This is a genomic window from Mesorhizobium sp. M7A.F.Ca.CA.002.15.2.1 (genome assembly GCF_003998715.1).
Lineage (GTDB): Bacteria > Pseudomonadota > Alphaproteobacteria > Rhizobiales > Rhizobiaceae > Mesorhizobium > Mesorhizobium ciceri.
This window is the reverse complement of sequence record NZ_RZPI01000061.1, coordinates 1-14,122: the sequence shown is the minus strand read 5'-3', so window position 1 is coordinate 14,122 and position 14,122 is coordinate 1. Positions and strand designations below refer to the sequence as shown.

The following is a 14,122-nucleotide window of genomic DNA, read 5'->3' as shown; positions in this document are numbered from 1 at the left end:
CGCCATGTGTGAGCTTTATCAATCCGGCACGGTCGATGATCGTGATCTCGCCGCGCTTGGCGTGCACCAGTCCTCGATACTCAAGCATTTGCAGGGCCGTGGTGACCCCGGGCGGTGGGCGCGAGCATGGTCGCCAGAAATTCATGCGTCGGGAGGATCTTATCTCCTTCCGCACGGTCGTGGACCATCAGCTGCCAGCGGGCCAGCCGTTCTTCGACCTTGGAGTGGCCATTGACCAGTGCCGTCCGGCATGATTGGACGAGGAACGCGTGGGCATAGTCCAGCACTGAGGTGCGAAGCGACGGGCTAATCGCAGGGCGAAGGTTTTCAACCGGCAGGCGCCAGGTAGTGCTTTCCTTTCCGAGAATGACGGCAATTCCTTTCATCCCGTCATAGCCGACAATGCCGACTTCACCTTGCCGCCCGCCGGTCATGGTGGCGACCACCGACGCGATGCCCCTCTCGGGAAAATATACGTTCTTGATCGGCTGATGCGCGACCTCCAACTTGTCCTTGATGCCCGGTTCGACGTGATGCAGCGATGGTCGCAAAAGCGCGAAGTCCTGCGGGGTGAGGGCTTCAGCACCTGGTCGCGAAAGAGGGATCGGGCAAGGCTCTCTTCCAACGGGGCAAGAGCGCGTACGTCTTACTGTCGGCTGCACCGAAGTAAATGCCGGCCGATGCCAAAGCATAGGCTTCGAAACGCGCGATTGCAAAGCCCTGTCGGGGCAGTGCAGTCATGCTAGAAGTCGCGCCGCCTACGATAGGCAGCGGATGACATGATTCCCTTCTGCGGCGGCCACCAAGAACGGCTCGGGCACGCTTTAATCGTTCATACACAAGCTCGCAGGAATGTAAGCAGCGGAACAGTCGGGTGATTCGTACCGCCCTGCCCTTTCAGAGATCAAGTCATTGGACGTCAATTCGGCTGGAACGCCTCGTCGAACGGCCCAGGAAAATGCAGCCGGATGAGCAATGGTGGTTCACCTTATGTGCGGTCCCGGATATGCGGTCCGGCGGCTCATCTCCCAATGGCTTGTCGATGGGGAAGTGGAACTCGTCATGTCGCCGCGAACCGTCACCGCGCTAGCGGGGCTCTTTTGAAGACGCCGGTGTTTTTCTTTGTGGAACTGAATCTGTGAGGTGATTGATGCATGAATCAAACATTTGCGTATTTCCGCTGCATCGGCGACGTATATTGGTCGAAAGTATCGCCCAGGCCCTCGAGACCAAGAACGGCGAGGCGGCGAGCGCGTTCTGGCGCTGTGCCGCCAAGAAAATGCTCATTCAATTGTCCGATGTAGGAATTGCGCCAGAGCTCGCTGCGCAGGAGGTTGGAAGCCTTCTTCATGCGGTCTTGGACGACATGGCCAACCGAACGGTAATGCACAAAGCATAGGCTCGGGCGCTGTTGGACCGCGCGTCAGCTCGGGTCCTTATCGGGGGACTGCTCCGACTGGCCGACGGTCCGGCCAAACCGGCATACCGGCAAAGCTTTGAGGTTGCGATCGCTCACGGCGGCCGGTCCAATATTCTAAGACGACCTCAGAAGCCACGTTGGCTTCTTTGGACGAAGCGGAGGGGCGCCATTTTGGCGTGCTCACGCTGGACTGCGGGTTGCGCCTACGGAAATCCAAAGTCCGGCCGCGCGAGCCAATCGACCGGAACAGTCGAAAGCTCGTGGGGCGGGTCCGCTCACCCTCACGGCGGCGGTGGCGGCCGTGAGCAGACTTAACTCAAGTCACGGCTGAGCATCCGCAGGCGCTATGCCGATTGGATGAGAACTGGTTGCCACAACACCGGCCCGTTGAGGCGTCCCCTCCAGCGGATGCGCAAGAGACTGGCGTAGGAAATATCGAGGAAGCCGGCGACTGCCTCGGTGTTGCCGACCTGCTTGGGCTGTCCGATACGTGACAACGGCCAGGTCGCGAGACGAAGGATCCTTTCGATGCGCGTATCTGTCACCGTTACGATCCCGGAGAGATTGTTGGCCAAGCCGAATTCGATGATCCCCGCGAAGAGCTCGTAGGTTGCTTGGGCCAGGCCGCCAGCTGCCTTCGGCGCTGTCGCAGGGAGATCGAGCGCGAAACGACTACTCTCCCAGATATCGGCACTCGCAGGGACCACCATCTCATCCAGCAGCGTCGGAAACGTATCGCGCAACATTGTCGGTCCGGTGGTCGGCAAAAGGCGGACGCAGCCGCAAGTTCGCCAATCGGACCCCTTGAGAAGCAGGTAGACGGGGTTCAGGCTGTCAAACGAGTCCGTTTCCATTTCGCCTTCGGTCTGCACTTCCCAATCGAGCCGCTTCTTGAAAACCCGATACCTAAGTCCGTGCATTTCCTTGAGTTCGCTCGCAAACTCGGCGTAGCAGTCGGGTGTTATCAGCTGCATCATTGTCGTCTCCGTGCGGGATGTGTCCACGCAATCGAAGGGCAAAGCCGTCATGAATGCAGCCTGTAGACCTTTACAGCTAGACTTGGAGAGGATCAGGATCTCGCCCGAGCAGCCATCCGCACTACGGCCTGGTTGATGGTTCGCACGCCAAGCTTCGCCTTGGCGTTTTCCTGATGGAAGGTCACGGTGCGTTTCGAGACACCGAGAATCTGGCTGATATCCCAGGCCGACTTGCCGCACGCCGCCCATTTCAGGCACTCGAACTCCCGCCGGGTGAGCATTATGCCATCTACCACGCAATCTTCGGCGAGCCTGCGCCGGGCATGGATATGAACGTTGATCGCAACCAGTTGCATTGCTTTTTCGTAGCGCGTCAGCGACCTCAGAAATGGCGGATGCGCCTCGTTGGAGGCGAAGGTCAGTGCGGCGAACCGGCCGCGATGATCATGCATCGACATGGTCAGTCCGCCGCGAATGCCGAACTCAGCTGCTTTTTCCAGGACTTCCTGCTGAGAGGTCGGCAAATAACGGTGATCGCGGTCCACACCCCAGTCGAAGGTATCCCAGCCCCGCAGTCCCCGCAGGATCACGGGATCCACGCTGTGGTAGCGCTGTTGCAGGTAATGTGATGTCCATGATGATGGATAATTCGAGATCAATCGCGGCCTGTCGCCGGAAGCGGATGGGTAGGTGAAATAAGCGAAGAGCGGAAAGTCGAACCCGGCTGCGGCGGACGCCATTGCCTCATGGAGATCGACGGCATCGACGCTTGCAGAGAGTTGCTCGACCAAGGTTTCAAATACGCGATGCATCTGCGCTTAGCGTACCTCGCGGAGGTTGCTGGAAGCCGACGGAGACGTGGTTCTAAATGATGGCCTGTCCCTGCAGGGCATACGACGCGCCGCCGTCATCACCGCAATTGCTGTGCTGCTTCCGATTGGAGAGAGCTCCGCCCACCTGACCAACTACCGATGGGTGATATTGCGACGTTATCGATGAGCCGCGTGTCGCCAAGCCAAGCCGCAGCAAGCAAGCGTGCCGGTCGGTCAAGGCTTGCTAACGATTGCAGGTCTGTTTCTCCGCGAAGCTCCAGGTATTCGAGCTCGCGATAGCCGGCAGCCAGAATTGCTGCACGCGCTTCATCAAGCGTAGGCAGGATGGGGGAGCCGCGTGCAAGCCGCTCGGCCGTATCGAGCAGGACCGATGCTAGTTTTGGGGCAATGGCGCGTTGGGCTGGGGAGAGCCGCACGTTACGCGACGATAGCGCAAGACCATCGGCTTCGCGGACTGTCGGACAGGGCACAATAGTGATCGGAATGTCGAGATCCCGGACCAAGCGCCTGACAAGCTGAAGTTGCTGAAAATCCTTTTCGCCAAAAAAGGCGAAGTCAGCGCCGGCCTGCAGGAAGAGCTTGGCCACGACCGTCGCCACGCCATTGAAATGGCCGAGCCGGAATGCGCCGCAAAGGCATTCGCTGATGCCGGACACTGAAACGGCCGTGGCGAAGCCCACCTGGTACATTTCCTCTGTGTCCGGCACATAGAGCAGATGCGTGCCCAGCAGAGCGAGCTTGGCAGCATCGTCGCTTTCCGTCCGAGGGTAGGCAATCAGGTCGGCGGGGCTGTTGAACTGCTTGGGGTTTACGAACAGCGTCACGATCACCCGCTCGGCCCTTTCGAGCGCCTTCCGCACGAGGCTCAGATGCCCGTCGTGCAAGGCTCCCATGGTCGGCACAATACCGATCGTGGCACCCGAGCGACGCCATTGCGCAACGACGCCGCGCAGCTCGCTCACGGTTCGAGCGATCGGCACGCTCATGTGAAGTCACCGGCCTTCAAGGCGTTGACATAGAGATGTTCGACCGCCGGAAAGTGCCGGTTCCGCATATCGGTGGCGTAAGCGGCGATTGCCGCCTCAGCCTGCTCACCGAGCTCGGCATAGCGTTTGACGAACTTCGGCCGAAATGAGGTGAAGAGCCCGAGCATATCGTGGCTCACCAGAATCTGGCCGTCGCAAGCTGGCGAGGCACCGATGCCGATGGTGGGTATGTCGATATCGGCGGTTATCTGCCGTGCAAGCTGCTCCGGTATCTTTTCCAGCACCAAGGAGAAGGCGCCAGCTTCAGTTACCGCCCTGGCGTCGCGCCTGATCCGCTCTGCATCGGCTCCCCGGCCCTGCACACGATAGCCTCCAAACGTGTTTACCGCCTGCGGCGTCAGGCCCACATGGGCCATGACAGGTACGCCGCGCGCGGTAAGGAAGCGGATGGTTTCCGCGATGGTCTCGCCGCCCTCGATCTTTACCGCTGAACAACCGGTCTCACCCATCACGCGCGCAGCGTTGCCGAAAGCGTGCTCTGGGCTTTCCTCGTAGGAACCGAAGGGCAGGTCGACGACCATCAGCGCGTGTTCAAGGCCGCGGCGAACGGCCTGTCCGTGCATGATCATCATGTCGAGCGTGACCCCCAGCGTCGACGACAGGCCGTGCAGCACCATGCCGACGCTGTCGCCGACAAGAACGATGTCGCAGTGGCGATCGAGCAGCCTCGCGACCGGCGTGGTGTAGGCCGTCAAGCATACAAGTGGCGTCTGGCCTTTTCGCGATCGAATATCTGGAGGAGTCATCCCTTTTATCTCACCAGCCGCGCTCAACCGAGGCCCCTTCCCTTACGTTACCAACAGCGGGTGTCGCGTTTGGCATATTTTTGTGCGACTGCGAAGAGCTAAAAACAGCGCTTGAGTACTCCGGTGTTGACGTGCTGGCTTCCAAGGTTACATTCAATCGATTAAGGCGCTCCGTTGGGCCAACCCGCTTTCGCAAACATGGATCCTCAGACAAGAAGAACCAAGAAAGGCAAAGCCGCCGTCAAAGCTGACGAAGCCAAAGTGGACCTGACTGCCGTCGTGGTCGCCGTAAACGACAGTGAGCCCTGTGTCCTCACAGTCGGTCATGCGGACACCCTCCCTTCTGGACCTTTTGCCCTTGAGCATCGATCACTGCAGTCGGGTTTGAGGGGGTGGGTGGAGCAGCAGACCGGCCATGCACTTGGATACATCGAGCAACTCTACACCTTCGCCGATCGCGATCGCATCGGCACTGAGCGCCACCAGCGCGTCATCTCAATCAGCTATCTCGCATTGACCAGGAAGGAACAGGCAACGAACTCGGCCGCGTGCGGCTGGCAAAGTTGGTACGAATATTTTCCCTGGGAGGACCACCGCTTCGGCACGCCGCCTGTGCTGCTCGATAGATTGCGGCCCCGCCTGATTGAGTGGGCCGGCGGCGCCAGCGAGCCGACCACTCAACGCGAGCGCCGGCAGCGCGCTGCGATAGCCTTCGGCTTCGACGACCGCCATTGGAACGAGGAACTCACGCTCCAACGCTACGAGTTGCTCTATGAAGCTGCTCTGATTGAGGAGGCCGGTGGCGGCAGGGACGCGATTGCGGCCGCGGCTGGCAAACCAATGGTCGCTGACCACCGTCGTATTCTGGCAACCGGGATCGCGCGGCTGCGTTCGAAGATCAAATACCGGCCGGTCGTGTTCGAGCTTATGCGGCCTTCCTTCACGCTGCTGCAACTGCAGCGAACCGTGGAAGCTTTGGCTGGCAGGCTGATCAACAAGCCGAACTTCCGGAGATTGGTCGAGCAGCAGGAACTTGTTGAGGAGACCGGGGAGACCTCCCTCGACACGGGCGGCCGACCGGCGAAGCTTTATCGCTTCCGGCATGCCGTCCTCGACGACAGGGCTATCGCCGGGACAAAATTACCGCTGGCGCGGGCTTGACATACTTATAGTCAAGGTAGATATATTCCCTTATTGTCAAACCGAATATAATCGAGGCGCCAATGACTGGGGCGTTACCTATGGCTGCGTCCTTGTATGAGCGTGTCCGGCGGGTGATCCCACCCGTTGAATGGCCCGCGTTCGCCGGCGATATTGAAGCCATCTTAGCGCTGAAGCGTGAGCGCAATGCGGTGGTGCTGGCGCACAATTACCAGACGCCCGAAATTTTTCATTGCGTGGCAGACATCGTCGGCGACAGCCTGGCGTTGGCCCACAAGGCGGTGACGGTCGACGCCGACATCATCGTGGTTGCCGGCGTTCATTTCATGGCCGAGACGGCAAAACTGCTCAATCCGAACAAGACCGTGCTCATCCCGGATCTCCGCGCCGGCTGCTCGCTGGCCGAATCGATCACGGCAAACGACGTGCGGCTAATGCGGCTGCGGTATCCGGGGGTCCCCGTTGTTACTTACGTCAACACTTCCGCCGCCGTAAAAGCGGAGTCCGACATCTGCTGCACGTCCGGCAACGCCAAGGCGGTGGTGGAATCGCTTGGCGTGGCGCGTGTGCTGATGCTCCCGGACGAATATCTGGCGAGGAACGTGGCAGCCGATACAGACGTCGAGATCATCGCCTGGAAAGGCCATTGCGAGGTGCATGAGCGCTTCACCGCAGCAGACATCCGGGAACTGCGCGATGCCCATCCAGGCGTCATCGTGCTGGCCCATCCAGAATGCCCACCAGACGTTGTCGCGGAGGCGGAGTTCTCCGGCTCGACCGCGGCGATGTCGGATTATGTCGAGCGTGAGAAACCGAAGCGTGTCGTCCTTCTGACCGAATGTTCGATGAGCGACAACGTCGCGGTCGCGCATCCCGACGTCGAGTTCGTTCGCCCATGCAATCTGTGCCCGCACATGAAGCGCATCAACCTGGCCAACATTCGCGCCGCACTCGAGCAGAACCGGCATGAGGTCCGGATTGATCCCGAAATTGCCGGCCCCGCCCGCCGCGCGGTCGAGCGCATGCTTTCCCTATGAGTCTGGAGGTTCGCGAAATCGCGGGGGCGCCGGTCGTCATCGGCGGCGGCATTGCCGGCCTGATGACGGCGCTTCATCTGGCGCCGGAACCGGTCGTGCTTTTGACCAACGCGCCGCTTGGAACCGGAGCCTGCAGTGAACTTGCCCAGGGCGGTCTTGCGGCAAGTCTCGGGGGCGACGACGGCCCAGATTTTCACCTTTGCGACACGATAGCTGCCGGCGACGGACTCTGCGATGAGGCCACGGTGCGGCGAGTGGTACGAGCTGCACCCGAAGCGATTAGGACGATCCAAAGGTTCGGCGTCGACTTCGACCAGCACCCTGACCGCGCGTTGCGACTTGGGCTCGAGGCGGCACACTCGCGACGGCGGATTGTGCATGCAGCCGGCGACGCCACCGGTCGCGAGTTGGTGCGCGCGCTCGTCGCCGCGGTTCGGCGTACAGCCTCGATCACCATTATCGAAAATGTGGAGGTCCGCCGGCTGGTCGTGCAGGACGGGTCGGTCATCGCCGTGGTCGCAGCAGGACGAGCCGGCGCGCTCGCTCTGCCCACGCGTCGCGCGGTGCTGGCGACCGGCGGCGTCGGCGGGCTGTTTTGCGACACGACAAACCCCGCTGGCTCATGGGGTCACGGGCTGGCGCTCGCCGCATGGGCGGGGGCGGAACTCGCCGACTTGGAATTCATACAGTTCCATCCAACTGCGCTCGACGGTCCGCGCCGGCCGATGCCGCTGGTGAGCGAAGCCGTGCGTGGCGAAGGCGCGGTGCTCATCGATGAGCGAGGAGAGCGCTTCCTCGCCGACACACCTGGCGGTGAACTTGCGCCTCGCGACGTCGTAGCGCGCGCCATTTGGCACCAGCTTGCCGTTGGACGCCGCGTATTCCTGGACGCACGGCAAAGTCTCGGCCCGAGATTTGGCAAGCGTTTTCCAGGCATCGCCGAATTGTGCCGGAGCGCAGGAATCGACCCAGCGACCGACCTGATCCCGGTGCGCCCGGCGGCACATTATCACATGGGCGGCGTCGCCGTAGACAGCGCCGGCCGCAGCTCCATCGAGGGATTGTGGGCCTGCGGTGAGGTGGCCTGTACCGGCCTGCACGGCGCCAACCGCCTGGCCAGCAACTCGCTCACCGAAGCGGCGGTCACCGCGAGCTGGGTTGCCGAAAGCGTTGCCGGCACGTCGTATACCCGGCGACCGCGCAGATGCTCCACATTCGTCCCTCCACGACCAGACGCTTCCGTGGTCCGCCCGATTGTCTCCGCCGCCCTGGGTATCATCCGCGACGGCGAGGCAATGCGCGAAGCGGTGGCGACCCTGCTGCCGATCGCAGCCAATAGTGTCGCTGCCTCTGGTCCGGCTTTGGTCTCACTGATGATCGCCGCGGCGGCCCTGAGGCGGGAAGAGAGTCGAGGCGCGCACTGTCGGTCCGATTTCCCGCTCCACGATGCCAACGTGCGCCCATCACGGCTGACACTGCACAGCGCAATGCGGGCCGCGGCCGCACTCGATTGCCGGGCTACCATACGGAGCACTTGATATGACTTCATTCTCCCCCCTCCCCGCGACCCTGATCGAACCGATTGTGCGCGTTGCGCTCCTCGAAGACCTGGGCAGATCCGGCGACCTGACCACCGATGCGGTTATCCCGTATGATTGCACTGCCACGTTGGTGCTCAAAGCGAGGCAGGCGGGCGTCGTTGCCGGGCTCGATCTGGTCTCGTATGCCTTCCTTCTCGTGGAACCGGCGATCAACATCCAGATCTGGCGCCCTGATGGCAGCGAGGTTGGGGCCGGGGAAACCATTGCAAGATTGTCCGGACCCGCACGAGGCCTGCTCACGGCCGAACGCACGGCCCTCAATTTCTTATGCCGGCTGAGCGGCATTGCCACTGCCACAGCGGCCATGGTTGAGGCCGTGCGCGGTCACAAGGCGAGGATTGTATCGACGCGAAAGACGACGCCCGGGCTGCGGGCATTGGAGAAATACGCCGTGCGCGTCGGCGGCGGTGCCAATCACCGGTTCGGCCTCGATGACGGCGTGCTCATAAAGGACAACCACATCGCGATCGCCGGCGATATGCGCACAGCAATAGAGCGGGCGCGCGCCGCAGCAGGGCATATGGTGAAGGTCGAGGTCGAGGTCGACACGCTGAAGCAGCTCGATGCAGCGCTCGCGATTGGTGTTGACGCGGTGCTGCTCGACAATATGTCGGTCGAGGATCTTGCCCGCGCGGTTTCTATAGTGGATGGCCGTACGATCACCGAGGCGTCCGGTCGGGTGATGCCGAAAACGGCGGCGGCGATTGCGGCGACCGGTGTCGATCTCATCTCCATGGGTTGGCTGACGCACAGCGCCCCGATCCTCGACATCGGCCTGGACATGCCGGACCACCAGAACATCTGCAAGCACTTGAACTGAGGATTACGGCGTGAGGAGCAACATCAGCTCGGCAGGCGTAGGAGGTGCTGGAAAGACGTGCCGCAGCTCGCCTTTAGCGAGTGCGCCCCAAAGCCAAGAAGGCGTACCGGACTAGCAAACAAAGGTTTGACGATGACGATTGGAATGAACTCGGAGTTCGACGTGAACCAGACCATGCAATCGGTCGACGGAACGCCTCCGCGATGGAACCGCAAAGAGGCCGAGGCCATCTACGGCATGCCATTCAACGATCTGCTGTTCCTGGCTCAGACGATCCACCGCCAGAACTTCGATCGAAACCGAGTGCAGCTGTCGCGGCTCCTTAGCATCAAGACCGGCGGGTGCCCCGAAGATTGCGGCTATTGCAGCCAGTCTGCGCATTACGAAACCGGTGTGAAGGCGTCGAAGCTGGTGGACGTCAAGCATGTCATCGACGAAGCGGCCAAGGCGCGTGATGGCGGCGCAACGCGCTATTGCATGGGCGCGGCGTGGCGAAGTCCCAAGGAGCGCGACATGGACGTTGTGGTCGCCATGATTGAGGGCGTCAAGGCCCTCGGCATGGAGACCTGCATGACGCTCGGCATGCTCGATCTTGAGCAAGCTGCTCGCCTGAAGCAGGCCGGTCTCGACTACTATAACCACAACATCGATACCTCTGAGCGCTACTATGGCGAGGTTATTTCAACCAGGACTTTTGCCGACCGGCTGAAAACGCTTGGGCACGTGCGCGCGGTTGGGATGAAAGTCTGCTGCGGCGGCATTGTCGGGATGGGAGAAGAAAAGACCGATCGCATCGACATGCTGGTCACGCTCGCGAACCTGCCCGAGCCGCCGGAAAGCGTGCCGATCAACATGCTTATTCCCATCGAAGGCACGCCGCTTGCCGCGGCCGACGCCATCGATCCGATCGATTTCGTCCGCATCGTTGCGCTCGCGCGGGTGATGATGCCGAAATCCTATGTAAGGCTGTCCGCCGGCAGGACGGCGATGAGCGACGAAACGCAGGCGCTGTGCTTCTTTGCCGGCGCCAATTCGATCTTTGTCGGCGACACGCTGCTGACGGCGGGAAATCCCGGCGAGGACAAGGATACCCTTCTGTTCCGGCGCCTCGGCATTGAGCCTATGGAACTCGCCACGCAATGAAGGAGGCAATTCTTGCCCGCTATGACGCAACCTTGCGGGGACTGGGGCGCAAGGACCGGTTGCGGACGCTCGCACCGCGCGCCGGGCTCGACTTCTCGTCGAACGACTATATCGGACTTGCCGCCTCCAAAAGACTGGGCGATGCGGTTTCGACGGCGATTGCGCGGGGCACGCCAGTGGGCGCCACCGGATCGCGGCTGTTGCGCGGCAATGCACCGGAACATGAGCAACTGGAGGCGGACGCAGCGGCATTTTTCGGAGCCGAGCGTGCACTGTTCTTCGGCAGCGGCTATATCGCCAACTTCGCTCTGCTGACGGCCCTGCCGCAGAAAGGCGACCTGCTGGTCCTCGACGAGCTCGCTCATGCCAGCATGCATGAGGGTGCCCAGGCCGGGCGCGCTGAGTTCAAGCTGGCCGCGCACAACGACGTCGACGCTGTCGAGGACGCAATCACCCGCTGGCGCGCCGAAGGCGGCATGGGGCGGGTGTGGATCGCCTTCGAAAGCCTTTACAGCATGGATGGCGACCGTGCGCCGATGGAGAGCCTGGTCGCGCTGGCTGATCGGTACCAGGCATTCATCGTCGTCGATGAAGCGCATGCCACCGGCGTCTGGGGACCGGACGGCCGGGGACTGGCCGCCGCGTATGAAGGCCGCGACAACATCGTCACGCTCCACACATGCGGCAAGGCGCTTGGCGCATCCGGCGCGCTCGTTACCGGACCGCGAACACTGTGCGACTATCTTATCAACCGGTGCCGGCCATTCATCTATGCGACCGCACCATCGCCGCTGATGGCAGTCGCGGCACGTGAGGCGCTGACTATTCTGTCTGACGAGCCTATGCGTCGTGCTCAGTTGCACGAGCGTGTCGCTTTCGCGAGCCGGCAATTGGCCGAACGCTGCGGCGTGATGCCCAGCGGCTCGCAGATCCAGCCGCTTGTGATCGGCGATAACAGCCGCACCATGGCGGTGGCGGCAGGACTGCAGGCACGCGGCTTCGACATACGCGGCATTCGCCCGCCGACAGTGCCTGAGGGTACGTCGCGCCTGCGCATTTCGCTGACTCTCAACGTCGACGAAGCCGACATTTCCGCCATGGTCGAGGCTCTCGTCGGAGTGTTGGCCACAGCATGACCAAACGCATCGTCGTCACCGGAACAGACACTGGAATTGGCAAGACAGTGTTTTCGGCCGGACTTGCCGGGCTGCTCGACGGCTTCTACTGGAAGCCGGTGCAATCGGGCCTCAACGAGGAGACCGACAGCGAGGTCGTCGCCCGGCTTTCCGGCTTGCCCGACGGACGCGTGCTGCCCGAAGTCTATCGACTGACGATGCCGCTGTCGCCGCATCGATCAGCCGAAATCGACGGCGTCGCGATCGAGGCCGACGATCTTTCATTTCCGGTCCTGCCGACACCGCTCGTCATCGAAGGCGCCGGCGGGCTGATGGTGCCGCTCAATCGACAGACAAGGTTCATTGACATATTCGAACAATGGCGGCTGCCGGTCATACTGTGCGCCCGCACCGCGCTTGGCACCATCAATCATACGCTGTTGTCGATCGAGGCCCTGAGAGCCCGCTCCATCCCGCTCATCGGCATTGCCTTCATTGGCGAAGAGGTGGCCGATACACAAAGGACAATCGTGGAATTCGGCGGCGTGCCGCAGCTGGGCAGGCTGCCGCACCTCGGTCCGCTGACGGGTGAAACGTTGAGAGATGCAATGATTTCCGGCTTCGACCTGGCCATGATTGCCGGAGGCGACTGATGGCGGAGTCTCGAGTCTGGCATCCGTTCACGCAGCACGCGCTAGAGCCCTCGCTCCCTGAAATCGTGCTGACTGAAGGCGCCTATCTCCACAAGGCCGACGGCTTCCGCATCCTCGATGCGATTTCTTCCTGGTGGGTCGTCACCCATGGCCATCGCCACCCCCGCATCATGAAGGCCATCGAGACGACCGCCTCGAGCCTCGACCAGATCATCTTCGCGGGCTTCACCCACGAGCCGGCCGAACGGCTGGCCGAGGCGCTTGTAGGCATCGCACCCGCCGGCCTCCACCGGGTGTTCTATTCCGACAGTGGCTCGACCTCAGTCGAAGTCGCGCTGAAGATGGCGCTCGGCTATTTCCGTAACATCGGCGCGTCGCGTTCGCGCATCGCCGTCATGGAGCACAGCTATCATGGCGACACCATCGGCACGATGAGCGTCGGCGCCCGTGGCGTCTTCAACGCCGCCTATGAGCCTTTGCTGTTCGAGGTCGACACCATCCCCTTCCCGGCCGCCGGGCGCGAGCAGGAAACGCTGGATCGGTTCGAGGCCGTTAGCCGCGACCGGCGCGCAGCCGCGCTGATCGTCGAGCCGCTGGTGCTTGGCGCCGGCGGCATGCTGATGTATCCGGCCTGGGTTCTTGCCGAATTGAAGAGGATCGCCGAAGCCTCCGGCACGCTCGTGATCGCCGATGAAGTGATGACCGGCTGGGGGCGCACCGGAACCATGTTTGCCTGCGAACAGGCGTCCGTCTCGCCCGACATCTTGTGCACCTCGAAAGGTCTGACCGGTGGTACCATCCCGCTGGCCGCCACGATCGCCACCGATGCCATCTTCCACGCTCACTTTTCGGAGGATCGCAAGAAGACGTTTTTCCATTCGAGCTCCTACACCGCCAATCCGATCGCCTGCGCGGCAGCACTTGCCAATGTCGAGATCTGGCGTGACGAGCCGGTGGCCGAGCGGATCGCGGTCTTGAGCGCGAGGCAGGCCGCGGGGCTGCAACGCTTCCGGGACAATCCATATTTCACCGACTGCCGGACAACCGGCACCATCGCGGCACTCGACCTACGCACCGGCTCAGCCGGTTATCTGGCCGAGATCGGGCCAAAACTGCGCGCTTTTTTCCTTGAGCGCGGCCTGTTGGTGCGCCCGCTCGGCAATGTCCTCTATCTTCTGCCGCCCTATTGCATCACCAGCGACGAATTGGACGGGCTCTATGACGCGATAGAGGAGGCCGGCGAACGCTTCGGCTCGCGGCCATGAACCTATCGTCGCGCGTTCTCGGCTTCGGCCATCATGCGCCGACGCGCAAGGTCGAGAACCCGGAAATCGAAGACCGGCTCGGGCTTGAGCCCGGCTGGATCGAGCGGCGCACCGGAATTCGCTCGCGCTTCTGGGCAACAGACGAAGACACGCTGTCGGGCCTTGCCGCCTCTGCCGGCGACATGGCGCTGACCAATGCCGGTATCGACCGCGGCGACGTCGGTCTACTCTTGCTCGCCACGTCGACGCCCGATCACCTTCTGCCGCCAAGCGCGCCGCTGGTCGCACATCGGCTGGGGCTAGGC

14 protein-coding genes and 1 pseudogene are annotated in these 14,122 nt (G+C 62.1%); 10 read left to right on the top strand and 5 right to left on the bottom strand.

What is annotated here, in order from left to right; genetic code table 11:
- Nucleotides 1-80 precede the first annotated feature (80 nt).
- The gene (locus tag ENZ74_RS06270; RefSeq protein WP_224570941.1) at nucleotides 81-551 is read right to left on the bottom strand and encodes a hypothetical protein; all 471 of its coding nucleotides are present in this window, start codon (nucleotides 549-551) and stop codon (nucleotides 81-83) included.
- Nucleotides 552-1,150: 599 nt separating this feature from the next.
- Here ENZ74_RS06270 and ENZ74_RS34985 point away from each other — a divergent pair.
- The gene (locus ENZ74_RS34985; protein WP_063169245.1) at nucleotides 1,151-1,399 is read left to right on the top strand and encodes a DUF6074 family protein; all 249 of its coding nucleotides are present in this window, start codon (nucleotides 1,151-1,153) and stop codon (nucleotides 1,397-1,399) included.
- A gap of 365 nt (nucleotides 1,400-1,764) precedes the next feature.
- Here the strand turns inward: ENZ74_RS34985 and ENZ74_RS06260 are convergent, their stop codons facing one another.
- The 4 genes from ENZ74_RS06260 to panB form a co-directional block, all read right to left on the bottom strand.
- Nucleotides 1,765-2,397 (bottom strand): acyl-homoserine-lactone synthase, encoded by a 633-nt coding sequence (locus ENZ74_RS06260; protein ID WP_063169246.1) that lies wholly within the window; start codon nucleotides 2,395-2,397, stop codon nucleotides 1,765-1,767.
- 92 nt (nucleotides 2,398-2,489) lie between these two features.
- The gene (locus tag ENZ74_RS06255) at nucleotides 2,490-3,209 is read right to left on the bottom strand and encodes a LuxR family transcriptional regulator (RefSeq protein WP_063169247.1); all 720 of its coding nucleotides are present in this window, start codon (nucleotides 3,207-3,209) and stop codon (nucleotides 2,490-2,492) included.
- Between the two features lie 98 nt (nucleotides 3,210-3,307).
- The gene (gene panC / locus ENZ74_RS06250) at nucleotides 3,308-4,216 is read right to left on the bottom strand and encodes a pantoate--beta-alanine ligase (RefSeq protein WP_063169248.1); all 909 of its coding nucleotides are present in this window, start codon (nucleotides 4,214-4,216) and stop codon (nucleotides 3,308-3,310) included.
- Nucleotides 4,213-5,049, bottom strand: a complete 837-nt coding sequence (panB, locus tag ENZ74_RS06245; protein ID WP_063169249.1) for a 3-methyl-2-oxobutanoate hydroxymethyltransferase — start codon at nucleotides 5,047-5,049, stop codon at nucleotides 4,213-4,215. The genes panC and panB overlap by 4 nt, the downstream gene beginning before the upstream one ends.
- Before the next feature lie 171 nt (nucleotides 5,050-5,220).
- On the opposite strand from panB, the gene ENZ74_RS06240 reads away from it, so the two are divergent.
- The 9 genes and pseudogenes from ENZ74_RS06240 to ENZ74_RS06200 all read left to right on the top strand — a co-directional run.
- Nucleotides 5,221-6,183 carry a membrane protein gene (locus ENZ74_RS06240; RefSeq protein ID WP_024505567.1) on the top strand — a complete coding sequence of 321 codons (963 nt, stop codon included), beginning with the start codon at nucleotides 5,221-5,223 and terminating at the stop codon, nucleotides 6,181-6,183.
- A gap of 62 nt (nucleotides 6,184-6,245) precedes the next feature.
- On the top strand, nucleotides 6,246-7,220 hold the full coding sequence (nadA, locus tag ENZ74_RS06235) for a quinolinate synthase NadA (RefSeq protein WP_063169250.1): 975 nt from the start codon (nucleotides 6,246-6,248) through the stop codon (nucleotides 7,218-7,220).
- Nucleotides 7,217-8,758, top strand: a complete 1,542-nt coding sequence (locus ENZ74_RS06230) for an L-aspartate oxidase (RefSeq protein WP_063169251.1) — start codon at nucleotides 7,217-7,219, stop codon at nucleotides 8,756-8,758. The genes nadA and ENZ74_RS06230 overlap by 4 nt, the downstream gene beginning before the upstream one ends.
- Nucleotide 8,759: 1 nt before the next feature.
- Nucleotides 8,760-9,641 (top strand): carboxylating nicotinate-nucleotide diphosphorylase, encoded by an 882-nt coding sequence (gene nadC / locus ENZ74_RS06225; protein WP_063169252.1) that lies wholly within the window; start codon nucleotides 8,760-8,762, stop codon nucleotides 9,639-9,641.
- Between the two features lie 174 nt (nucleotides 9,642-9,815).
- Nucleotides 9,816-10,784: a biotin synthase BioB gene (gene bioB / locus ENZ74_RS06220; protein WP_224570943.1), complete on the top strand. Its 969-nt coding sequence runs from the start codon at nucleotides 9,816-9,818 to the stop codon at nucleotides 10,782-10,784.
- Nucleotides 10,781-11,920: an 8-amino-7-oxononanoate synthase gene (locus ENZ74_RS06215; protein ID WP_024505572.1), complete on the top strand. Its 1,140-nt coding sequence runs from the start codon at nucleotides 10,781-10,783 to the stop codon at nucleotides 11,918-11,920. Before bioB ends, ENZ74_RS06215 begins: the two co-directional genes overlap by 4 nt.
- Nucleotides 11,917-12,552 (top strand): dethiobiotin synthase, encoded by a 636-nt coding sequence (gene bioD, locus ENZ74_RS06210; protein ID WP_063169254.1) that lies wholly within the window; start codon nucleotides 11,917-11,919, stop codon nucleotides 12,550-12,552. Before ENZ74_RS06215 ends, bioD begins: the two co-directional genes overlap by 4 nt.
- Complete coding sequence (locus ENZ74_RS06205) at nucleotides 12,552-13,817, top strand: adenosylmethionine--8-amino-7-oxononanoate transaminase (RefSeq protein WP_063169255.1); 1,266 nt, start codon at nucleotides 12,552-12,554, stop codon at nucleotides 13,815-13,817. Before bioD ends, ENZ74_RS06205 begins: the two co-directional genes overlap by 1 nt.
- Nucleotides 13,814-14,122 (top strand): annotated as a pseudogene (locus ENZ74_RS06200) (3-oxoacyl-ACP synthase); the annotation flags it as partial. The gene ENZ74_RS06205 and the pseudogene ENZ74_RS06200, both read left to right, overlap by 4 nt.

Coding starts and splice junctions, on each gene's coding strand:
- ENZ74_RS34985 (WP_063169245.1), top strand. CDS start 1,151: ATGCATGAATCAAACATTTGCGTATTTCCGCTGCATCGGCGACGTATA.
- ENZ74_RS06260 (WP_063169246.1), bottom strand. CDS start 2,397: ATGATGCAGCTGATAACACCCGACTGCTACGCCGAGTTTGCGAGCGAA.
- ENZ74_RS06255 (WP_063169247.1), bottom strand. CDS start 3,209: ATGCATCGCGTATTTGAAACCTTGGTCGAGCAACTCTCTGCAAGCGTC.
- panC (WP_063169248.1), bottom strand. CDS start 4,216: ATGAGCGTGCCGATCGCTCGAACCGTGAGCGAGCTGCGCGGCGTCGTT.
- ENZ74_RS06240 (WP_024505567.1), top strand. CDS start 5,221: ATGGATCCTCAGACAAGAAGAACCAAGAAAGGCAAAGCCGCCGTCAAA.
- nadA (WP_063169250.1), top strand. CDS start 6,246: ATGACTGGGGCGTTACCTATGGCTGCGTCCTTGTATGAGCGTGTCCGG.
- ENZ74_RS06230 (WP_063169251.1), top strand. CDS start 7,217: ATGAGTCTGGAGGTTCGCGAAATCGCGGGGGCGCCGGTCGTCATCGGC.
- nadC (WP_063169252.1), top strand. CDS start 8,760: ATGACTTCATTCTCCCCCCTCCCCGCGACCCTGATCGAACCGATTGTG.
- bioB (WP_224570943.1), top strand. CDS start 9,816: ATGCAATCGGTCGACGGAACGCCTCCGCGATGGAACCGCAAAGAGGCC.
- ENZ74_RS06215 (WP_024505572.1), top strand. CDS start 10,781: ATGAAGGAGGCAATTCTTGCCCGCTATGACGCAACCTTGCGGGGACTG.
- bioD (WP_063169254.1), top strand. CDS start 11,917: ATGACCAAACGCATCGTCGTCACCGGAACAGACACTGGAATTGGCAAG.
- ENZ74_RS06205 (WP_063169255.1), top strand. CDS start 12,552: ATGGCGGAGTCTCGAGTCTGGCATCCGTTCACGCAGCACGCGCTAGAG.